The following is a 19,766-nucleotide window of genomic DNA, read 5'->3' as shown; positions in this document are numbered from 1 at the left end:
CACGCCGTCGACCGCATCCTCGACTGGACCCTGTGGCGCCGACGTCACCAGAAACGCGCCCAACAATGCCACCAAAACCGCAGGTCACAACAACAATAAACCCGATCTACGGCTGTAGTACTAAGCCGGTGGGTTGACGCCGCTGTTAGACCTTCGTTTCGCGGCCGTAACGCGCAGAATATATTCTGCTGGGTTCTCTGGGGCTGCTGAACGCTTCCCCGACCAGCGATGCCACGACGTCAGTCCAGGTGTCGTAGCGCCGGCCACAAAAGTTGCGGGTCATGCGGATCGTCGCAGCGTGCGACGGGCTGCCCCTGCTCCTCGTTGTCAACGCCGAGCCCGTTGTCGAGGGTCCCGAGCGTGGTGCACGAGCCGAAAAGATGTGTAGCCCTGCGTACTTGACCGCCGATGACGAGGACGGCGTCGGTGTCTTCGGGGAGGGCACGCTGGTCGTAGAGCGCGTTGTGCCCGGAGTACGGCTCGGGCAGACCGTACGCGGGACCGTAGCGGGCGAGTGCTCCGGCCTCCCCGTAGTTCGAGGCCAGGATCGGCGGCCGCGGTGCCGGCAGACCCTGGTAGATCCCGGCGATCTGCGCCACGTACTGCGACCATCCGATCTGGTCGGCCACCAATGGCCCGGCGTCGACCACCGGGGTGCGACCGACAGTTCGCAGCGGGATCACCGGCAACGCCAACACGATCGACACCGCCGCATTGATGGCGACGACGGGGATCAGCAATCGCCGTCGGAATCGGTTGCCCGACAACCACGCTGCCACGGGCACGCATCCGGCGGCGTACATCACCGACAATAGGTGCACCGGATAGTGCGGCTGCGCACCGCCGATGAAGGTGAACACCAACAGGACGGCGCATCCGACCACGAGCCAGCCGTCGACGTGGCGTCGGTCCGAGCGCAGTAGCCAGACGACTCCGGTGCCCCAGACCGCCACCAATGGCGGCCCGAGCATCACGATCAGCATCAGCACGAAACCACCGCGGACGCTCGCGCCGTTCTCCGCGCCGAGTGCCGCACCCATCTCGAGTTGCGGCCAGCCGTGGTGCGCCTGGTAGAGCAGATTCGGCAGGCCCACGATCACCGCGACGACGCCGCCGACGTAGGGCCACGGTGTTCGGAACGCCCGCCGCGGCCCCAGCAGGAGTAGACCGAGGATCAGACCGCCGACCACGATCACGACCAGCCACCGGTTGTAGGTGGTCACCCCCGCGATCAGACCGGCCACCAAGAACCAATGGGGGCGACCTTGCACCGCCACCAGCAGGGCGTACACCACCAGCAGGATCAGCAGCAGGTCGATGGTCGAGGTGAACAGGACGTGGCCGAGCATCAGCGGCATCATTGCGGTGGCATACCCCCACGCGGCCAGCGTCTGGGCGACCCGTCCGCCACCCAGCCGCCAGGTGATCATCGCCAGGACGACCACCGAGAGCGCCGATGCCAGCGTCGCGGGGATGCGCAGCGCCCACTGGGCGTCGGCCACGTGCAGGGTCATCCGCGCGATGGCCGGCGTCAGCGGAGGTTGATCGACGTAACCCCAAGCGGGTCGGAGCATCCGGTAGTACAGCTCGTCGCGCTGATAGTCGTAACCGAAGGAGCTGATGGTCAGCACGACGGCCTGCGCGACGGCGGCCGCGGCCACCGGACCGCGGGCGAAACGCTCGAGGGCCGCGGTCACGTCGAGAACTCGTCGCGCGCCGACCACGAATGCCAGCTCAGATCGCGAACGATCACCACGGGTCCGGTGGGCCGTCGATCGCGGTACTGCGGATACTTCTCGGCGAGCACATCGATGCCGTGCGCACCCTGCGGATCCTGGGCGTCGATGACACTTGCGATCCCATCGACGCGGACCCACCACAGCTCGTCCCAGGTGTCGGAGTAGTGATCCACCAGGATCGATACCGCAGGGTTCGCCTCGATGTTGATCAGTCGTCGTAACCTGTTGGTGCGTTTGGGTTTGTGGTCAACGCAGCTATAGATTGTCTCGTCGGAGAGCGCGAACACGAATGGCACCACATGCGCCGCGCCGGTGGGCGTGACCGTCGCCAGTCGGCCAATTCGTGCGTGGGCGAAGCGTTCTCGCATCAGGTTGAGCGCCGGCATCATCCACCCGCCGCGATGATGGCGGCCATGTTGCGTTCGGCCACCGCGGTGATCGTCAACGACGGGTTGGATGCTCCCGCCGATCCGGGCATCATCGCGCCGTCATTGACGTAGAGGTTGCGGTAGCCCTTGACGCGGCCGTACTCATCGCAGGCGGTACCCAGCGTCGCGCCTCCCATGCAGTGGGCCCAGGTGGTGTCACGTTCGTAGACAACACCATTCACCGGTAGGTTCGATCTTTCGGCCAGACGACGACCGATGCGCAGGCAGTTGGCGACGACGTCGGTGTGGCCCGCGGCCGGCCAGTCGAGGATCACCCGGCCGGTATCGCGGCGATAGGTGAAGGCGCCGCGCGAGTGGTCGACCGACGTGATACCCATCTTGATGACCGACTCACTCGTCGCAGCGGTCAGCGCATCCAGCGGACCTTGCGAGGCGGTGCCATTGACCACGGCCCGGGCGTACGGGCCGTCGGTGTCGAAGAAGCCCTGCCCACCGATCGACGGCTGGGGGGTGCGGGCGCCGCCGATCTCGACCTCGATGGTGCCGGCACCGTTGTTACCCCACCCGGTTCCGATGTGTTCGTTGAGATTTGGCAGCGCTCCGGTGTCTCGGGCGGCCACCAGGAGTCGATTGGTCCCCAAACAGCCGGCGGCGACGACCAGTCGATCGGTGGTGAGTGTGCGCCGGGCGAGGATGTCGCCGTAGGGACTGACGTAGTCGACGTCGAGGACGTAGCGGCCGGAGCGTTCGACGTGAATTCCGTTGACCTGGTGGCGGGGATGGATGGTCGCGTTGCCGGTGGCCTCGGCGCGCCGGAGGTAGCTGAAGTCCAGGGAGTTCAGGGATCCATTGGAGTTCGCGATGGCTCCGGTGGTCGCCATGGGTACGGCGCGTCCGGCGATCTCGTCGCGCACCACGTTCCAGCGCCAGTTGCCCGCCACCGCGCGGGGTCGATATCCGGCTCTGGTGGCCAGACCCACGAAGTCGCGATGATTGCGAAAAGCCCTGTCCCGGTACACCTCCTCGGGCATAACGGAAGCCGCCAACCCGGCAAGTGCCTTCGGATACCAGACCCGCACCATCTCGTCGTAGTCGACGGTTCCGGCGAAGACCTCGTCGAAGGGGATACGTTCGGAGGCAACGGTGATTCCCAGGTAGACCACCGATCCACCTCCCACCGCCGCCCCGCAGAGGATCGCGGCGTTGCGGTGCCAGCTGAACTCGAAGATCCCACCGAAATCGTCGATCACGGCCGCCGACGCGAGGGTTTGCGTGTACGCGGGACCGGCCAGCGTCGAATCCAGTGCCCCCTCGGCGATGGACCGATGCACATGCCACATCATGCGTCCGTCGAAGCCGAAGATCGCCCGCCGCGGATCGTGCGGCCAGCGCGATCCTCGCTCGAGAACTGTTGTCTGGATACCGGATTCGGCCAAACGCAGCGCGCTGACCGCACCACCGAAGCCGCTGCCGATCACGATCGCTTCCGAGTGGTGACGAGGTACGGGAGCGGGACGGAAGATCTCGGGGACGATCCGTTCGTAGGTGCCATAGCGCGGTGGGAGCGCCGTTGCTCGACCCGCGGCCGAAAGCCCGACACCGGACACGGCCGTCGTTGCCATGGCTGCACCCGACAGCTTCAAGAAGGAACGCCGGTCCATAACTCTCCCGTCGCCGGGTCCTCTACACGCCAGGGAGATGCATATCCGCGCACTCCGAGGCGTCCCGGCTCAGTCGTTGTGGCCGACCTTACACGTGATGACGTGTCGGCGGTCGCGTGATGACGGCACTGCGGGTGAACCGCCGCTCGACGGGTCGCGTCGATCACCGGCAGCACGGCTCGTCATGTCAGGTTCGTTGATTCGCTGCTGTCGTCGGGAGTCGTTGCTGTCCAAGCGAAGCGAGTGAGGTTCTCAATCAGCTGCCGGGCGGTGACACCGTTGCGGAGGACGTAGATGGGGATGGTCGGGTCCTTGGCTGACGGGGTGAAGTAGCCGCCGACCTCGCGCTGGATCAGACGATCATCTGCGGGAAAGATGTGGATCTCCCCGGCACCCTGCGGGAACAGGGTGACCTTGCCGATGTCAGACATCGGGAGGTAGAGCCGCCGACGGAAGTATTGCACGGTGACACCCCGAGCCGACACCTCGATGCCGGTCGGCGGAAGTAGTTGCAGTCCACCAGGATCGCGGCCACCAGCGAGACCAGGGCGATGATTGCGTAGATCGCACCGACGGTCATCGTCTGGAGACTGGACGAATCAGCGGACCGCGGTGGGGCGGCGAACGTCACCCAGGCAAACGCGGCATAAACGAAAGCACACAGGTGCGCAATGACTTTCAGCCCGTTCCACCAGGTACCCCCTTGGGTTACGGAGAAGAAGACCGGTGACATAGCGGCATCGGACCTTCCGATGGCGAGCAGAAGCATGGCGGCACCCAGGACGAAGATCGATACTCCCACGATCAATGCCTCGGGTTCCCCCACGACAAGTGGGGCCACCATGGCGATGCCGCCACACACCACGAAGACGGCGGAGATCACCCGGGCGGCGAGGAAGTACCGGCGTGTTCGCTGATCGAAGCGGGTGATCTCGTCGTGTGATGGCAGGTTCATGTCGTCAGGTGCCTGCTCGGGTTCCGCTCTGCGTCGACGGGCACGCAGCCCCGGCCACCGTGGTGCAGCGCATCGATTCGCGATTGTTGTTTCTGTGTGGAGATTACGAGCCGGCATCGGAACTGTTGAGCCCTTCCAAGAACTCCGCGTACACGATGGAGCTGACCTGGGTGTCGTCGTCGTCTGCGAGCACCGCTCCGGCCGGCAACCCTTTTTTGAGGACATTGGTGTCGAGGTGAATCAGCATCACCCAACGGCACCTGACAACACGCCGGTGTCGCGGCCCTGTCTGGTCAGATCGAACTCGGCGCCGGCCTGCTCCACCATCCTGACCAGTTCTGATCCGCGATGACTCAGCTCTGCTATTCCGATAGTGAACACGCTTGACGTTTAGCAGATTGTTTCTCGGCCTGCGTGGTCGATCGGGCGCTTCCGATCCTGCGGTACTCACCGACTCGTCATCGGCCCGAGGGGCACCGCGTCTTGGAGCAGGGCGGTGCGGTAGGCGGAGCGTTCCGCGGAACGCTCGTAACGGTAGCGGCCGGCGCCGATCTGACACGGCCCTCCTGGATACCCGGGCCCGACAAGTCGGCACACACCACTGTGACTCTGCTGGCCGCCGTTCGCCATTCACCGCCCACGCCGTTGGTCCGCGCCGGGACACCGCTTCCCCGACGTGGCATGGCCATCTCGAACCGGCGTGGTCACTCGTTGTCCCCAGCGTCTGTTTGCTCAACCATCCGAGGGTCTGCGTCCCCGTAGAATCACCTCCGTGACCACGTACACACAGGTCGACAAGACAGGCCCCGCAATCCGTGCGGCGCTCAAAGCAGCATCTCCTGACGAGCTTCCCGATTTCGAGGCCGAGTTCCACGCCGCACTCGCTGAAGCCGGTGGCGATTTCGATACCAGCCGTATCGAACGCGTCCTCACCCACTGGTGGGGCATCGCACACCTACGCCTGAACCCGATCCCCGCGGACCAGCGAGACGCTGCAGAGAAGGCCGGCGCGGGGGACCTCGCCGGAACCTTCACTCTCGAGAACGGGCACTGGACACAACGACGATGACGCTGTACACCCCGGTATGGACCGAGGTGCCGCGCAGCCAGTACGACGCTCTCACCCCCTCAGCACGCGCCTCCTTTGATGCGAAGTTCGAGCAGGTCCTCAGCGACCCCAAAGGAGTCGGCCGCTACGACCAGTTGGCGGACCAATGGAGCACAGATTTCGCAAACGGGACCGGCTTCGTGGTCTACATCATCAATGACGACACTGTTCGCGTCGTGGTACTGCGCGTATACGCCCTGTAGCCTCTCGCCGCGCGGCAACTGCTGCTGGCACCTGACTAGGAGTTCTCCTTCGGAAACAGCTGTGACACAATGGTTTCAGTGATCCATTCGGTCCAGCGCTCATGCGACCAGCCGTACTCGTGGACGAGCATCAGGTAGGTATCCTCGCTGACCACGGCGAACATGATGCCCAGCGCGACATCGGGATCGAGCGTCGGTGAGTAGCCGGGGCGGGTGACGAGCGCGTCGCGGATCAGTCGGTAGCCGCCCAGTCGCAACTGTCTGTTCTCGGCCAGCAACTCCGCCACCTTGGGGTCGGCTCCGGCCATCCGTATCACGTTGAACACGAGCGAAGCGCGGCCGATGACCTCGCTTGCGTTCGCGCAGAAAAGTCGCAACGCCGTGGGGCCGTCCGGTTCGTCGATGACCGCCTGAAACCATTCTTGCTCCAGGATGCCGTCGGCGTTGTCGCCGCCGGCCAGCGCCGCGTCGAACACCGCCTTCAGAATCGACGCCTTGCTGCCGAACGACAGGTACAGCGTCTGCACGGCGACGCCGGCGTGCTTCGCGATTCCCGACATCGTGGTCGTGAGGAAGCCTTCGGAGACAAACAGTTCGGTCGCAGCGTCGACGATCCGCACGCGAGTGGCCATCGCCTGCTCGGCCTTCGCGGATGGGCGCCTGCCCCGCGTTTCGGCGGTCATCGGTCCTCCCTTGACAACGGTGTAACGACATTCTAGTGTCCGTGTTACTGGAATCACATTACACCATAACGTTCCAGTGACTTCGGCCCCGAGGAGACCACCATGTCCACCACCCCTGAACTGCTCGGATTCCACCACCTCGGCATCACCGTGCGCGACGTCGACGCCAGCGAGGCGTGGTACGGCCAGACACTCGGACTCGTTCGCGCGTTCGTCGAAAAGCATGACAACGACACGGGTTACGCGGTCGTCATGACGCGGCCGGGCACCACCTTCTTTCTCGGCCTCGACCATCACCACGAAGCCGACCGGCAGTTCTTCGACGCACGCCGTACCGGGCTCGACCATCTCGCCCTCGCGGCGTCGTCGGGGGACGAGGTCCGCTCCTGGGTGGCACACTTCGACGAACTCGGCGTCGAACACGGGCCGCTCCACGAGACCGACGACCCGATGCCCCTGGTGATGGTGCAACTCCACGACCCGGACGGCATTCCGATCGAGATCATCTGGACGGGAATGTGAGGTGCGCATCCTCACCCGGCGGGCCGGACCGCGGCCGTCGACGACGAGCACCATCCCGCACAGCCAGACCAACCAGCAGCCGGAGTCACGGCGCCTGATGGACGCGGTCCTGGACGCGGCGTTGACGTGGCCAGGTGTGACCGAGGCCGAATCCCAGATCTCCGTCGAAGGTGCACGCGCGTTGGTGCTCGCACCCCAACTGGCGACCGGCCCATCCGAATCATTCATCACCGGAAGCGAGTTCGCCCACGGACATGCCAACGGCGACTACAGCTTTCACGCCGCGCTTCCCCGTGACCTGGCGCTTCGCGCGCAGGAGTCCGGATGGGCCGAGCCTCACCTGCTGGTCGCGTCCGGCCAGGTGCCACCGACCCTGGTGATGCTCTACGCACCGCGTGATGACCACGAAGCCGACATCCTCCTCGACCTCGTCCGGTCTTCCTACCAATTCACCACTGGCACATACTTATCCGAATAATCTGCGGGGTAATCATGACCACCGTCAACACCACTCACCAGACCATGAACACCGTCATCCACGCGGCCTTCCGCCGCACCCTGGCCAGGTTCGACACCGCCCTGGGCGACTTCGACACCACCGCTCCCGAACGCGCCCGGCAGCTCACGGCTGCGTGGGACATGCTGGCGGCCGAACTACACCACCATCACTCCTACGAGGAGGACATCTTCTGGCCCGTCCTGCAGAAGCTGTGCCCCGACCTGGCCATGGTCGAGGAACTGGACGGCGAACACGACGCGATGCGCGCCGCCCTCGACAGGGCTGATCGCAGCATGCAGGACTTCGCTTCGGCCGCGACCCCGGAATCCGCCCAGAAGGCACGTGTGGCAGTGGGACACCTCAGCGACGTCCTGCTCAACCACCTCGCCCACGAGGAACGCGATCTCGAACCGATCTCCGCGCGCTACCAGGAGACCCCAGAGATGAAGGCGGCCACCAAGACAGTCATCAAGTCCGAACTCGGCCGCCTCGGCCAACTCATCGCGTGGTTGCAGGACGGCGCCGACGACAACGATCGCCGTGGTCTGCGCAAGCAGATCCCCGATCCCGTCGTGTTCGTCGCCAATGCGGTGGGCGGACGCAGGTATCGCCGTGAGATCGCGCCGATCTGGGTGTGATTGCCGACTTCGGCCGGGTCTGCCAGAACCTAGATGCGGCGAACCTCGGAGTCGGTACTCCCGAGCCGGTCGACCGACACCCGGGCTTCGACGCGGCAGAGCAGACGCAAGTGCGGCTGCGCGTGCGGGCTGACTCGCTCTGCGATGACGGTGAGCTCGCTCGACCGAGCCTGCAAGTCCTCGAGGTCGGCGAGCAGCCAGTCGGGAACATAGCCCACCGGCTCCCCGGTGCCGATGCAGATCAACTGCGCCCGCTCGTTCTTCGGGTTGTTGCGGTTCGAACACAGTTGGAGCCGATCCCCGTCGTCGAGGGTTGCCAGGCGCGCGCCCTCGGGGTCGAGGTGACGCACACCCGAGGCGAGGAAACGACTGGTCACCAGACCGTGAGCATCTGCCACGAAATCGTCGACGAGGTGAAAGGTATCGGTCTCGCGAGGTCCGCCGGTGCGGGCCAGCAATTCCATCGGGGTGTCGAGCTCCGGTGAGTCGATCCCCAGAGAGCGCAGATATCCGGAAAACGACTCCCGTTTGCGCGACATCAACCGATTCACAAAGAACGCAGGCAGACCGGTGGACACATAGATGCGATCGAGATCGGGGAACTGGGTGAGCGGATAGAAGTCCTCAGCAGCGACGGCATCGTCGGTGTAGGCGAAGGCGAAGCGCCCGTCGACGAGTTCGTACAGACTCCCAACGCGGATGAACTTGCGCGACTCGGGATTCTGCCAAATCAAGAACAGGCAGCGGGACACCTCGGCGTCGGCGACCGGCGCCACACGGGTGAGCCCATCAGTCACCATGGAGGATCCCTTCCCGATTGAGGTGGAGCAGTTTCACCCTGAAGGTACGCCCCTCCTCCGACAAGTACTCAGGCGAAATGCCCGCGAACACCGATGTGATGTCGTGGTCATCGAGGTCAGCGAGCTTACCCAGCCAGTACTCACGTACTTCGTCATTGACGAGGTCCAGCGCTGCGACCGCAAGGTGAACGAGGCTTGGTCTGCCGCCGAAGTGATGGCTGCGACCGCGTCGCGCCCATCGCGCCAGCAGGTCATCGTTGTCGGCCAGCTCACTGAGCTTCGACTCCGGTTCCTGGAATCCGAGCGCATTGCCGTGGTCGAAGGATGGCGAGAGATTCAATTGTCCGACGTGTTCGATCACGGCCCAGTTCTCGTGGTGCCGATCGCGACCGGCGACCCACGCGTCGAGCATCAGGTATCCGGCCCACGCCTCGAACGCGGTCGTTATCGGTGACCGGCATGCGATCGGCGCACCGATGTCTTCCAGGGCGACACGTACGGTCTGCACCGTGTAACCGGGGTTCTCACGCTCTGCTTGAGAGTCGTACGCCGGGTCCGCGCGCGCGAGCAACTCGTTGCCGTGGATCAAGCGATCATCTGCTGCAAGCACGGAGTGCGAGAGAACACCTCTGCGGCCGTTGTGAACTGCTGGGATGGCAGTTGCCGTAGGGACCGAAAGCAATGTGGCCAACTCGTGAACAGCCCACTCGACCCAATCCTCACCCATGGTGCGCCCCTGCCTGACGCGCGCGTACTTGAACAGGTAACGCACACCATTCGGCGCTCGGACCCAGAACTTCTCCTTGGTTCCCAATGGCTCATCGGCCGTGCGAAGCTGGGCACCGTCAGCGTCGGACACCCAGTCGTCGACTACCTCGACTCGCCATTCGCGGTGCATGAATCAACCGTGCCAGGCTGTGCAGCAGATCATTTCGTTGTCACAGCCTTCCGTCGACAACACGGCGAGGTTATCGGCCGCTGTTCGGATGATGGTCAGGGTTCCAGCCCTCCGCAACAGATTCTCGAAGGACATCGACAATCCGTCGGTCCTGGGGATATAGGTGAAGCTCCCTGCCCTGATGTGCGCGACTTCCACCATGCAGACCCTCCCCGCCTCGCGCTCGAACCCTACGTTAGTCACGTCGATCCGTATATACGCAAGGTCAAGAGTATATACTTGCACGATGGCCAAGCACCTGATCGACATCGACGACGACACGCTGGGCGCTGCGCGTGCCGAGTTGGGCACCAGCACAATCAAAGACACAGTCAACGAGGCACTGCGCCGAGCGACCACCGGTCGCGGACGCCGGATCACGGCAGCCATGGACGTGCTCGCGAACGCCGACCTCGACGATCGCTCCGACGCGTGGCGCTGAGCTTCGTCCTCGACACCAGCGTGGTGAAACGGCTCGGACATCCGGCGGTCCGAGCCTCCCTCGAACCGCTGGCCTACAGTGGACAACTCGGTCGTGCCCGCATCTGCGACCTCGAAGTTGGCTACTCAGCCCGCAATGCCGCCGAATGGGACCTACTGGTCGGAGCCCTCGATGCGTTCGAGGCACTGGAAACGACTGCCGCTCATGTGAATCGAGCATTACAGGTCCAGCGGCTGCTCGCTACCCGCAGCCAGCGGGGGCGCAAGATACCGGACCTGCTCATCGCTGCCGCAGCTGAAGAACTGGGAATCGCTGTTCTGCATTACGACGCCGACTTCGACCTGATAGCCTCGGTTACCGGACAATCTTGTCAGTGGATTGTGCCTGCAGGGAGCATCGAGTAGCTCCCCGCCAGTCGTCTCACATTCTCTCGCAGCTACCCCCGCGCCATATCCACAAACTTCGACAAATGCAGTTGGTGCGCAACGGTTATCGTGGCTGTCGGACCATTACGATGCTTACCGACGATGATATCGGCCTCACCGGCACGAGGGTCGTCGCGTTCAAAAGCGTCGGGTCGGTGAAGGAGAATCACCATATCTGCGTCCTGCTCGAGACTGTTGTGAACAGCGATTCCATCGGCGATAAAGTTGTGCGTTCCGGGAACAGTACCGTCGAATACGTCCTGCTCACCGACACTCTTGATTTCAACAATCCTGTCCCAGTAGACATCGTTAGTCGCGAGCATCTCGATGTTCGCGCTGTCGAGAACCGCCGCGACCCGCGCGAGGCGCGCACGGCTGGGAGAGTGCTTCCACATCGTTGAGCCGCAGAACCGAGAACCCAAAGCCGCAGCGAACTCACGATGCGTCATTCCCTTGTCCTTCAACAAGCTTCGCACCTCTGTCCACACCGCCTTCGGCACTGTATCCGCGTTGGTGTTGGCTTCAACCGATTCCAGTCGCTTGAGCGCAGCCTTAGCTTGAAGCCCCCTAGCACCGTGAACGCCAATCTTGGCCAGGAATGCCGTTTGATTGTCGACTCCGGTAATCGTCACATGCCAGCATTCGCGGTAGCCGGACTTCTCGGTGCGGACCACGCGCGTGTAGATACCGAATCGAATGAGGAGCTGACTGACGTCATCTGCAAGGCGGCGTGACGTCGTCGCGTAATAGACCCTAGCTTGACCAGCCTTCTCGTCCCACCGCACCGAGCCGTATGTTGACCACAAGTGGTTGAGGAACAAGGCGACCTGATCGTTGGTAAGTGAAAACACTTCTCGAGGAACGAACTTCTCGTAACTGCGAAGACCGAACAGCCCAAGGCTGTCGAGCCACGCGGCGATCGGATTCCGCTTCCCATGTGTCAGGCGATACGGCGCGGGAAGTCGCAGCGTCGTCACCCTCGCCGCCGCATACTCGTCGCGAACAGCTGTTACCCCGAAATACGCAGCGGCATCTGCAACTGCCGACAGGTTCTCTTCGTCGATACTCGCGTATCGAATGGGCTGGCGCTTGACGCACGATCCATCGCCAATCATGTGTGCAAGTAGGATGAGCTCCGGTTCCGGCATGACGTCAGAGTGTCGAGGCTCTGGAACCCACCGGGGCGCTGCGACACGGTCTTCGGCAGCAAGCTGGTCCAACGGAATCCACCCATCCACCGTCAGGAACGGATGGTTACCGGTGGCCTCGACGACCCTGCCCGAGGCCATGCGCACCCGGAACACTTCTTTGCGCCCGCTGGGGAACACCTTGACCATCGGGCGCGCAACCATACGCATACGCTCGTCGAGCGACCACACGAGCGGTTGTTCGCCGGATTCCAGAAGCTCGCCGAGCGTGACCTCGGCTCCGTTGTCCGCGCGGAGAATGCGCGTCGAGGCGGGCAGGCAACCCGACTCACGCAGATCCGACACCTGCGGCTTCTTATCGGTACGCTGCTCGGGTCCACGGTTCAGCTGGGAGATCGCGACCACCGGAACCTCGAGTTCCTTTGCGAGCAGCTTCAATTGGCGGGAGAACTCGGAGACCTCCTGCTGTCGGGATTCGACCTTCTTACCCGAGGTCATCAGCTGCATGTAGTCCACCACAACGAGTTTGAGGTCGTTGCGCTGTTTGAGTCGACGCGCCTTGGCGCGGATCTCCATCATCGTGAGGTTCGGTGAGTCGTCGATGAACAGCGGCGACTCGGAGATCTCACCCATGCGACGGGCGAGGCGGGTCCAGTCGTCGTCGGTCATCGAACCACCGCGCATGTCACCGAGTTTCACCTTCGCCTCCGCCGACAGCAGACGCATGACGATCTCGGTCTTGCTCATTTCCAGCGAGAACATCGCCCCGGTCATGCCGTGGTGGATCGAGCACGAGCGCAGGAAGTCCATGGCGAGGGTGGAGTTGTGCGTCGGCACCATCGCCTCACCGGCGAGGTAGAGATGATCGTCGTTGTCGACCTGTACGCAACGCACCGGCACACTGTCGACCGGACGGACCGCGACCACCCGCCGGACACCGGCGCGGCGTCGAAGTTCCTTGTGCCGCACCGCTTTGTGGTGAACGGTGAAGACGTCGTCGTCGGCGTCGACACGCAGCCAGCCGGTGGCCGACCGCCGATACGTATAGCCCAGTCCGGCAACGAGATCGGCGACGACAGCACTCATGTGCCGCGTGGCGGCGGGCACGGTGATCCAGCCGTCCTCGTCGACGCTGGCGCGTGCGTCGAGCAGTCCGGCGAGCAGGGCCCGCCGTTGGGCGATCGAGCCTCGGAGGTACTCGTGCGGCACACGGCCGCCGAGATCGGCCATCAGCGTCATCACATCGACGTCACCCTCGGCGTCGATGCGCATACCGATCTCGGGGTCGTCGAACGCCATGCCCGCCAGCGCCGCGACAGTGTAGGGACCGTACGCAAACCGCTTGCGCGGCAACTCTAATGGCTTGGTGTTACGGATGATGGCGCTTCCGGCGTGGCCCTGCAGGTCCTCGGTGGTGATCACCTGGGTGGCGTCGTCGATGTCGACCACCCACTGGTGCTGTGCGTCAGCCACGACGACGTTGCCGTCGGAGAACTCGACCTCGAAACAGGGTCGTTCGGTCATCACCTCGGTCGCGGCGACCACGCGGGTCGGTCGACCGTGCGCGTCGAGCAGCTCATCGCCGACGGCGACCCGGCCCATCGTCGTCCAGCCGGCGGGTGTGGGCAGCGGGGTGTCGAGCGCGAGTGCCTTTCCGACACCGGGACGCGCGGCGACGATGATCATCTGCCCGGGATGTAGTCCGTTGGTGAGTTTGTCGAGATCGGCGAAGCCGGTGGGCACGCCGAGGGACAGGCCACCGCGCGAGGCGATCGAATCGATCTCGTCCATCGTCGGCTGCAGAAGCTCTTCGAGCGGGACGTAGTCTTCGGCGGTGCGGCGCTCGGTGACCTCGTAGACCTCGGCCTGCGCGCGGTCAACCACCTCGGCGACGTCCTGGCCGTCGGCGCCGGAATAGCCGAACTGCACGATGCGGGTACCGGCCTCGACGAGGCGCCGCAGGATCGCCTTCTCGGCGACGATCTCGGCGTAGTAGCCGGCGTTCGCGGCGGTCGGCACCGTCGAGATGAGGGTGTGCAGATACGGCGCCCCACCGACACGACGCAACTCACCGGCCCGCTCGAGTTCCGCGGACACGGTCACGGCGTCGGCGGGCTCCCCCTTGCCGTAGAGCTCCAGGATCGCCTCGTAGACGGCCTGATGGTTGGGACGGTAGAAGTCCTGGGTCCGCAGCTTCTCCACGACGTCGGCGATGGCGTCCTTGGACAGCATCATGCCGCCGAGAACGGACTGTTCGGCGGCGAGGTCCTGCGGGGGTTGCCGGCCGAACTCCTCGGCGGGGATCGCATCGTCGAAGCCGCCACCGCCACCGCGGTTGGATTCACGCGATGCGCCGTGCCCCCGATCATCGACTACCGCCACCGACGCCTACCTCTCACACACATCGGGCCGATCTCGCTGAACCGGCCGCTGTTGTCTTCCGAGATATTCACTACCTGGCACCACCGACAGAATCGCCGCCCGCCCGACATCATCGCGGCCCCGGAGAACACCTGAGAGCAGACCTTAGGAGCTGTCCAGCCGCGACTCAAACGGCCCTGTGGACCAACCTGTGCACCAATTGTGGACGGTTTGGGGTACACCTGCGGATGCCTGTGCAGCACTTGTGGACAAAATCAGGAGTTTGGGCGCCGTTTGCTGACAATCACCAGGTCAGAGGATGTGCACGAATTCCACAGAGACGAGTTTTCCGCTGCCACGGCGTGTCGCTTGATTCTCGATACCGGGCGTGTTGCGCGGCAACACAACCACCTCGCGTTTACGACCACGTGAACAGTATGTGAGAGCGGGTTGACCAGACCTTGGAGTGGCCAATGCCACGACGTGCGCTGTGGACAGGTGCCGGAATCGGCCCTCCCGCTCGGCGCACTGTGGTGCAATGAACGCCGTGTCCACGATTCGCAGGTTCGGCAAGCTGTCGCGCGCGGTCGCCGTCGTCGCTGCCGCTGCCGCGGTGGCTGTCGGCGGACCCGCACTGACCGCGGCACCCGCGCACGCCGCGCCACCCCTGCCCGCCGAGTTCAACCTGAGTCTCTACACGCCGGTCAATCCCGGACCGTTCCAGTCGCTGGCCTACAGCGACAACGGACGGACGTTCTTCACCACCGGCCGGTGGAACTGCCAGATCGGGCCGAAGATGCGCTACGTCGGCTGTCAGGGCGCGCCCGCGACGGCTCCCGCACCGACCCCCGATGCCAAGACGCTCGGTGCCGCGATCACCGCCGACCAGCAGGGACCGTGGTGGGTACGCACCGGTTTCCTGTACACCCCGAGCTACAAGTTCGGACCGAACAGCGGGTTCCGCCCGCCGCTGCTGCGGGTGGGACAGAGCCTCACCGCAGCCGGAGTCACCTGCACCGTGCCACGCGCCGACGAGGTGGCCTGCCGAACCGGTGGTCGCGCACTGATTTTCACCCCCGGTTGGCACAAGTTCTACTGGCCCGCCTGGGATAGCAAGGGACACAGCAGTAATCCGGCGCCGCAGTATCTGCCGCCTCGGTTGCGGGGATCGAGCCAGTTGCCTTAGGCGGCTGTTGGTTTGCAGTAAGGCGTTGGGCTGGTTTGCCTTTCGTCTTGCGTGGTCTCGATACACTGCTCGCAAGCTCGCAGCACTCGACCGGCGGGCGGGGCGTTCCAACGTCGGGTGACGTGGTTTCGATACGCCGCGGCCTCGCTTCGCTCGGTCGAGGCTACTCAACCAGCGGGAGGTGACCGACCTAACCAGCGGGAATGAGGCTACTCGACCAGCGGGAGGTGGCCGCAAGTCCACCAGCGGGAAACGAGTTTACGCAACCTACGGGAAATGATGGCTGACCCAGCTCAGCCTGAGGGAAAGCGACGACGGGCAGCGGAAGGTGACAGCCGGGGCCACTCGACCGGCCGGAGCACCCCCCTCTACAGGTCGATCATCTCCAGGTGCCATTCGATGCTGGGCATGTGCGGCATCTCGCGGCCGTCGTCGACGCCGATTTCACGCCTGATGTTCTCCTCGAGCTTGTCGCTCATCTGCATCACCAGGTCCTCATGCTCACCGGGCACCACGGCGAGATTGGTCATCTCGTTCGGGTCGGTTTCGAGGTCGTAGAGTTCGACGTCGTTGAACCGGTACAGGTCGTCGATGGTGACGGGACTGTTGCGCTGCATGGGTGAGAAGTAGCGGGTGAACTTGTATCGTCCGTCGAACATCGTGCGCAGGCTTCCGCGCTTCATCAAATCCGGTGTGCGGCCCGCTTCGGCCATGGCCGTCAACGGGTTTCCTCCCTCCGACTTGACCTTGGCGACGAAGCCGATGGTCTCGGCGTCGTTGGTGGCGATACCACTGTAGGTGAACAACAGTGAGTCTCGCACCGAATGAAGTGGTGCCGCAGTCAGATTGCCCAACGCATTGGAGAAGTCGTAGCCTGGAAGGTCTCGTCCCGCGAATTGGCTTGCGTCGGTCCCGGATACGCCCGCCATGGACAGCAGTGACGGCACCAGGTCGATGTGGCTGGTGAGCGCGTCGAGGGTCTGTCCGCCGCGGACGTCGGGATGCCGGATGTGCATCGGGAGGTGGATGCCCTCCTCGTAGGCGAACGGACCCTTGCCCCGAAGGCCATGCGCACCACCCATTTCGCCGTGATCGGAGGTGAACACCACGATCGTGTTCTCGGACAAGCCGAGGTTGTCCAGTTCACGCAGTAGCATCTCCAACTGCGTGTCCACGCTACGGATGGAGTTGAGGTAGAAGTCCGAAAAGCGTTGCCAACGTGCCTCTTCCGCGGGGATTCTGCCGAGCGCGTAGCCCCAGGCACGATCGAACTCGCCGTGCGCCGACGGCCGGCCGGGCTCGTCGAACGGTTGGGACAGGCTCGTCGGGATCGGGGCGCCCCAGGTCTTGTCGTAGAAGGAGTTCGCCGGCGCGGGCGACGCCTTGAAAAGCAGATCACCGGTGTCCTGGACCGGTTGACCGGGCTCATCGGTGTCGAAGTACATGATGTCGTGCGGGTTCACGAGGGAGACGAACAGTGCCCACGGGCGTTGCTCGTCGGCCATCGGCCGGCCCTTGTTGCGCAGCCAGGCCACCGCCGTGCCACCGATGACGGTGTCGAAGTTGTACCCGCCCAACGTTCCGGCGACCACGTCGCCTGGCCAGACGAAGTCGGAGAATCCGTAGTCGTTCATCTCCTTGGTGAACAGATGCTCGGGTTCTTTGACGTCGAAGGCGGCGTTGAGATGCCACTTACCCTTGTAGGCGGTGTAGTAGCCGCCGGACCGCAGCATGTCACCGATCGTCGGCAGGTCATAGCTCATCGGCGCGACGAAGGGCAGGTCGGTGTTGTCGAACATCTTGTTGTCGGCCGTCTGCAAGCCGGTGAGCATGACGGCCCGCGAACTCGTGCACATCGTCGCCGAGGCGTAGTGACGACGAAAGTTCACACCCTCGTTCATCATTCGCTCCCGCCCGGGCAACGACATGCCGTCGGGCCACTGCTCGAAGTACCGCTCCTGGTCGGTGAAGACGAACACGATGTTGTGCTGATCCGACGCCGGCGGCATCACGCGGGGATTCGTTGCGCCGTGTGACGTACTCATAGGGCGACCTTTCGGGGGCGGGGAACCGTTGTAGTGAATCGTACAGTCTCTGTAGTGACTCATACAGTAATTGGACGGATCACTACAGTCCATGTGCGGCCGCGTACAGTTATGCCGGTCCGCCAGATGCCACCGGCGGACCGGTTTCATGTCCCCGGACGTCAAGGAGGCGACCGATTCCATGACGCAGTCGCGCGAGCCGACCGCCCGTCGACGCCGCCGTCCCGCACGCAATCCGAGGGAGGTGATCCTCGACGCAGCCACCGAGGTCGCCTCGGAACTCGGCTACGACGGCACGACGATCGCGCTGGTCAGCAAACGCGCCGGACTACCGCCCACGTCGATCTACTGGCAGTTCGCCGACAAGGACGACCTCATCGCCGCGGTCATCGAGCGCAGCTACGAGCGCTGGCTGACCACCATCGACCTGCCCGAAACGGGGGCCCGGGAACGGGCGCAGGAGATCGGCCGACACGTTGCCAGCGCCCTCATCCGAAGTCCCGACTTTCTGCGGCTGGGTCTCAAACTCGCGTTGCAGAAACGCGAGAAGCAGCCACTCGGACGCGACATCTACCTTGACCGGAGAGCGCTGACCGTCGAACGGTTCGCCGCGTTGGTGCGTGACGCGGGACCCGAGTTGAGTGACGAGAGCGTGACGCTGATCGCCACGTATGCGATCGCCGGTGCGGACGGGCTGTTCGTCGCGCGCGAGATCGGTGGCGATGCGGTCGATTTCACGCGTCTGATGGAGTTGCACGCGCGGCTGGTGTTCACTGCGGCGATCGAGATCGTGGGTGCGGATGAGAAGGCGCGGGGGTGAGTACCGGCCTCGGCGCGCGGAGGTTTCGATACGCCGCGGCCTCGCTTCGCTCGGACGAGGCTACTCAACCAGCGGGTAGGGACGTTCCAGCGTCAGCGCGCGGAGCCTCGAGGCTACTCAACCAGCGGGTGGGGCGGATCGAGATCGTGAGTGCCGACGAGAAGACCCGGGGGTGAGTACCAGCCTCGGCGCGCGGAGGTTTCGATACGCCGCGGCCTCGCTTCGCTCGGACGAGGCTACTCAACCAGCGGGTAGGGCGGATCGAGATCGTGAGTGCCGACGAGAAGACCCGGGGGTGAGTACCAGCCTCGGCGCGCGGAGGTTTCGATACGCCGCGGCCTCGCTTCGCTCGGACGAGGCTACTCAACCAGCGGGTGGGACGTTCGAAACGCCACAGCCCGCCACACGCTTTCGCGTGTGACGGGCTGTGATCAGGTGTGCGTCGAACCGATCAGCCGGTGACGACGGCCAGCTGCACGCTGGCGGTGACGTCGGGGTGCAGGTTCACCACGATCGGGTAGGTGCCGGTGGCCTTGATGTGGGCCTTCGGCAGTTCCACGTTGCGCTTGTCGACGGCCGGGCCGCCGGCGGTGCGGATGGCACCGGCCACGTCGGCGGCGGTGACCGAACCGAACAGCTTGCCCGAGTCGTGGGTCTTCACGGTCAGCGAGACGTCGGTCAGGTTCTCCAGAGCCTGCTTGATCTCGTTGGCGTGCTCGAGGCCGCGGACCTCGCGGACGGCCTGGACACGACGGATGTCGGCAACCTGCTTCTCGGCGCCACGGGTGGCCTTGATGGCCAGGCCGCGGGGCAGCAGGTAGTTACGGCCGTAACCGTCCTTGACCTCGACGGAATCGCCGGCCTCGCCGAGATTCTCCACAGCAGCAGTCAGGATGAGCTTCATGTTGTGTTCTCTCCCTTCGGCTTATCGGCTGGTCGAGGTGAAGGGCAGCAGAGCCACTTCACGCGAGTTCTTCACGGCCACCGCGACGTCACGCTGGTGCTGGACGCAGTTTCCGGTCACGCGACGCGAACGGATCTTGCCGCGGTCGGACAGGAAGCGACGCAGCAGCGCGGTGTCCTTGTAGTCGATGTTGTTGGTGTTCTTGTCCTTGCAGAAGGAGCACGCCTTGGTCTTGGTGACCTTTTCGACGCGCACCTTCCGGGCGCCTTTTGCTTTAGCCATGTGTAAGTGATGCTCCAGT

21 protein-coding genes are annotated in these 19,766 nt (G+C 64.2%); 9 read left to right on the top strand and 12 right to left on the bottom strand.

Annotated features, from left to right (window positions below):
• Nucleotides 1–239 precede the first annotated feature (239 nt).
• The 5 genes from ABLE94_RS23255 to ABLE94_RS23235 all read right to left on the bottom strand — a co-directional run bounded on the left by ABLE94_RS23255 (nt 240) and on the right by ABLE94_RS23235 (nt 4,994).
• Nucleotides 240–1,697, bottom strand: a complete 1,458-nt coding sequence (locus tag ABLE94_RS23255; RefSeq protein ID WP_348810053.1) for a glycosyltransferase family 39 protein — start codon at nt 1,695–1,697, stop codon at nt 240–242.
• The gene (locus ABLE94_RS23250; RefSeq protein WP_348810052.1) at nt 1,694–2,128 is read right to left on the bottom strand and encodes a TIGR03668 family PPOX class F420-dependent oxidoreductase; all 435 of its coding nucleotides are present in this window, start codon (nt 2,126–2,128) and stop codon (nt 1,694–1,696) included. Before ABLE94_RS23250 ends, ABLE94_RS23255 begins: the two co-directional genes overlap by 4 nt.
• On the bottom strand, nt 2,125–3,750 hold the full coding sequence (locus ABLE94_RS23245; RefSeq protein WP_348810051.1) for a GMC oxidoreductase: 1,626 nt from the start codon (nt 3,748–3,750) through the stop codon (nt 2,125–2,127). The genes ABLE94_RS23250 and ABLE94_RS23245 overlap by 4 nt, the downstream gene beginning before the upstream one ends.
• A 221-nt stretch (nt 3,751–3,971) precedes the next feature.
• Nucleotides 3,972–4,253: a hypothetical protein gene (locus ABLE94_RS23240; RefSeq protein WP_348810050.1), complete on the bottom strand. Its 282-nt coding sequence runs from the start codon at nt 4,251–4,253 to the stop codon at nt 3,972–3,974.
• A 594-nt stretch (nt 4,254–4,847) separates the two neighbouring features.
• Nucleotides 4,848–4,994 carry a hypothetical protein gene (locus tag ABLE94_RS23235; RefSeq protein WP_348810049.1) on the bottom strand — a complete coding sequence of 49 codons (147 nt, stop codon included), beginning with the start codon at nt 4,992–4,994 and terminating at the stop codon, nt 4,848–4,850.
• A gap of 522 nt (nt 4,995–5,516) precedes the next feature.
• Between ABLE94_RS23235 and ABLE94_RS23230 the strand changes: the two genes are divergently transcribed.
• Nucleotides 5,517–5,813, top strand: coding sequence for a DUF6247 family protein (locus ABLE94_RS23230; protein WP_348810048.1), 297 nt, complete (start codon nt 5,517–5,519; stop codon nt 5,811–5,813).
• Nucleotides 5,810–6,055 carry a hypothetical protein gene (locus ABLE94_RS23225; RefSeq protein WP_348810047.1) on the top strand — a complete coding sequence of 82 codons (246 nt, stop codon included), beginning with the start codon at nt 5,810–5,812 and terminating at the stop codon, nt 6,053–6,055. Before ABLE94_RS23230 ends, ABLE94_RS23225 begins: the two co-directional genes overlap by 4 nt.
• 35 nt (nt 6,056–6,090) lie before the next feature.
• Here the strand turns inward: ABLE94_RS23225 and ABLE94_RS23220 are convergent, their stop codons facing one another.
• Nucleotides 6,091–6,738 (bottom strand): TetR/AcrR family transcriptional regulator, encoded by a 648-nt coding sequence (locus ABLE94_RS23220; RefSeq protein WP_348810046.1) that lies wholly within the window; start codon nt 6,736–6,738, stop codon nt 6,091–6,093.
• Nucleotides 6,739–6,840: 102 nt separating this feature from the next.
• Between ABLE94_RS23220 and ABLE94_RS23215 the strand changes: the two genes are divergently transcribed.
• Genes ABLE94_RS23215 through ABLE94_RS23205 form a run of 3 tightly spaced genes read left to right on the top strand, consistent with a single transcriptional unit; the run spans nt 6,841 to nt 8,397 of the window.
• The gene (locus ABLE94_RS23215; protein WP_348810045.1) at nt 6,841–7,260 is read left to right on the top strand and encodes a VOC family protein; all 420 of its coding nucleotides are present in this window, start codon (nt 6,841–6,843) and stop codon (nt 7,258–7,260) included.
• A 1-nt stretch (nt 7,261) separates the two neighbouring features.
• Nucleotides 7,262–7,738: a luciferase domain-containing protein gene (locus ABLE94_RS23210; protein WP_348810044.1), complete on the top strand. Its 477-nt coding sequence runs from the start codon at nt 7,262–7,264 to the stop codon at nt 7,736–7,738.
• 14 nt (nt 7,739–7,752) lie between these two features.
• Nucleotides 7,753–8,397, top strand: coding sequence for a hemerythrin domain-containing protein (locus tag ABLE94_RS23205; RefSeq protein WP_348810043.1), 645 nt, complete (start codon nt 7,753–7,755; stop codon nt 8,395–8,397).
• 29 nt (nt 8,398–8,426) lie between these two features.
• Here ABLE94_RS23205 and ABLE94_RS23200 read toward each other — a convergent pair whose 3' ends face one another.
• Together ABLE94_RS23200 and ABLE94_RS23195 are read right to left on the bottom strand one after the other, a co-directional pair.
• Nucleotides 8,427–9,197, bottom strand: coding sequence for a hypothetical protein (locus ABLE94_RS23200; RefSeq protein ID WP_348810042.1), 771 nt, complete (start codon nt 9,195–9,197; stop codon nt 8,427–8,429).
• Nucleotides 9,187–10,095 carry a hypothetical protein gene (locus ABLE94_RS23195; protein WP_348810041.1) on the bottom strand — a complete coding sequence of 303 codons (909 nt, stop codon included), beginning with the start codon at nt 10,093–10,095 and terminating at the stop codon, nt 9,187–9,189. Before ABLE94_RS23195 ends, ABLE94_RS23200 begins: the two co-directional genes overlap by 11 nt.
• Nucleotides 10,096–10,381: 286 nt before the next feature.
• Here ABLE94_RS23195 and ABLE94_RS23190 point away from each other — a divergent pair, with 286 nt between their 5' ends.
• Entirely contained in the window at nt 10,382–10,576 is a 195-nt protein-coding gene (locus tag ABLE94_RS23190) for a hypothetical protein (RefSeq protein WP_348810039.1), read from the top strand.
• A complete protein-coding gene (locus ABLE94_RS23185; RefSeq protein WP_348810038.1) occupies nt 10,567–10,980 on the top strand; it encodes a PIN domain nuclease in 414 nt (137 codons plus the stop codon). Before ABLE94_RS23190 ends, ABLE94_RS23185 begins: the two co-directional genes overlap by 10 nt.
• A gap of 32 nt (nt 10,981–11,012) precedes the next feature.
• On the opposite strand, the gene ABLE94_RS23180 is transcribed toward ABLE94_RS23185, so the two are convergent.
• On the bottom strand, nt 11,013–14,531 hold the full coding sequence (locus tag ABLE94_RS23180; RefSeq protein ID WP_348810037.1) for a replicative DNA helicase: 3,519 nt from the start codon (nt 14,529–14,531) through the stop codon (nt 11,013–11,015).
• A 517-nt stretch (nt 14,532–15,048) separates the two neighbouring features.
• Here ABLE94_RS23180 and ABLE94_RS23175 point away from each other — a divergent pair.
• Nucleotides 15,049–15,696 (top strand): hypothetical protein, encoded by a 648-nt coding sequence (locus tag ABLE94_RS23175; RefSeq protein WP_348810036.1) that lies wholly within the window; start codon nt 15,049–15,051, stop codon nt 15,694–15,696.
• Between the two features lie 368 nt (nt 15,697–16,064).
• Here ABLE94_RS23175 and ABLE94_RS23170 read toward each other — a convergent pair whose 3' ends face one another.
• On the bottom strand, nt 16,065–17,741 hold the full coding sequence (locus ABLE94_RS23170; RefSeq protein ID WP_348810035.1) for a sulfatase family protein: 1,677 nt from the start codon (nt 17,739–17,741) through the stop codon (nt 16,065–16,067).
• A gap of 181 nt (nt 17,742–17,922) precedes the next feature.
• On the opposite strand from ABLE94_RS23170, the gene ABLE94_RS23165 reads away from it, so the two are divergent.
• Nucleotides 17,923–18,561, top strand: a complete 639-nt coding sequence (locus tag ABLE94_RS23165) for a TetR/AcrR family transcriptional regulator (RefSeq protein ID WP_348810034.1) — start codon at nt 17,923–17,925, stop codon at nt 18,559–18,561.
• A 451-nt stretch (nt 18,562–19,012) separates the two neighbouring features.
• Here ABLE94_RS23165 and rplI read toward each other — a convergent pair whose 3' ends face one another.
• Together rplI and rpsR are read right to left on the bottom strand one after the other, a co-directional pair.
• A complete protein-coding gene (gene rplI, locus ABLE94_RS23160) occupies nt 19,013–19,465 on the bottom strand; it encodes a 50S ribosomal protein L9 (protein ID WP_348810032.1) in 453 nt (150 codons plus the stop codon).
• A gap of 21 nt (nt 19,466–19,486) precedes the next feature.
• Nucleotides 19,487–19,747 carry a 30S ribosomal protein S18 gene (rpsR, locus tag ABLE94_RS23155; protein ID WP_348806957.1) on the bottom strand — a complete coding sequence of 87 codons (261 nt, stop codon included), beginning with the start codon at nt 19,745–19,747 and terminating at the stop codon, nt 19,487–19,489.
• Nucleotides 19,748–19,766 lie beyond the last annotated feature (19 nt).

It is taken from the genome of Gordonia sp. VNK1 (assembly GCF_040049135.1).
Lineage (GTDB): Bacteria > Actinomycetota > Actinomycetes > Mycobacteriales > Mycobacteriaceae > Gordonia > Gordonia oleivorans.
This window is presented reverse-complemented; position numbering and strand designations above follow the sequence as displayed.

Excerpts from the sequence above, each read along its gene's own strand:
- ABLE94_RS23225 (WP_348810047.1), top strand. The coding sequence starts at position 5,810 with ATGACGCTGTACACCCCGGTATGGACCGAGGTGCCGCGCAGCCAGTAC.
- ABLE94_RS23170 (WP_348810035.1), bottom strand. The coding sequence starts at position 17,741 with ATGAGTACGTCACACGGCGCAACGAATCCCCGCGTGATGCCGCCGGCG.
- ABLE94_RS23205 (WP_348810043.1), top strand. The coding sequence starts at position 7,753 with ATGACCACCGTCAACACCACTCACCAGACCATGAACACCGTCATCCAC.
- ABLE94_RS23220 (WP_348810046.1), bottom strand. The coding sequence starts at position 6,738 with ATGACCGCCGAAACGCGGGGCAGGCGCCCATCCGCGAAGGCCGAGCAG.
- ABLE94_RS23245 (WP_348810051.1), bottom strand. The coding sequence starts at position 3,750 with ATGGCAACGACGGCCGTGTCCGGTGTCGGGCTTTCGGCCGCGGGTCGA.
- ABLE94_RS23175 (WP_348810036.1), top strand. The coding sequence starts at position 15,049 with ATGAACGCCGTGTCCACGATTCGCAGGTTCGGCAAGCTGTCGCGCGCG.
- rpsR (WP_348806957.1), bottom strand. The coding sequence starts at position 19,747 with ATGGCTAAAGCAAAAGGCGCCCGGAAGGTGCGCGTCGAAAAGGTCACC.
- ABLE94_RS23250 (WP_348810052.1), bottom strand. The coding sequence starts at position 2,128 with ATGATGCCGGCGCTCAACCTGATGCGAGAACGCTTCGCCCACGCACGA.
- ABLE94_RS23215 (WP_348810045.1), top strand. The coding sequence starts at position 6,841 with ATGTCCACCACCCCTGAACTGCTCGGATTCCACCACCTCGGCATCACC.
- ABLE94_RS23200 (WP_348810042.1), bottom strand. The coding sequence starts at position 9,197 with ATGGTGACTGATGGGCTCACCCGTGTGGCGCCGGTCGCCGACGCCGAG.
- ABLE94_RS23195 (WP_348810041.1), bottom strand. The coding sequence starts at position 10,095 with ATGCACCGCGAATGGCGAGTCGAGGTAGTCGACGACTGGGTGTCCGAC.
- ABLE94_RS23165 (WP_348810034.1), top strand. The coding sequence starts at position 17,923 with ATGACGCAGTCGCGCGAGCCGACCGCCCGTCGACGCCGCCGTCCCGCA.
- rplI (WP_348810032.1), bottom strand. The coding sequence starts at position 19,465 with ATGAAGCTCATCCTGACTGCTGCTGTGGAGAATCTCGGCGAGGCCGGC.
- ABLE94_RS23190 (WP_348810039.1), top strand. The coding sequence starts at position 10,382 with ATGGCCAAGCACCTGATCGACATCGACGACGACACGCTGGGCGCTGCG.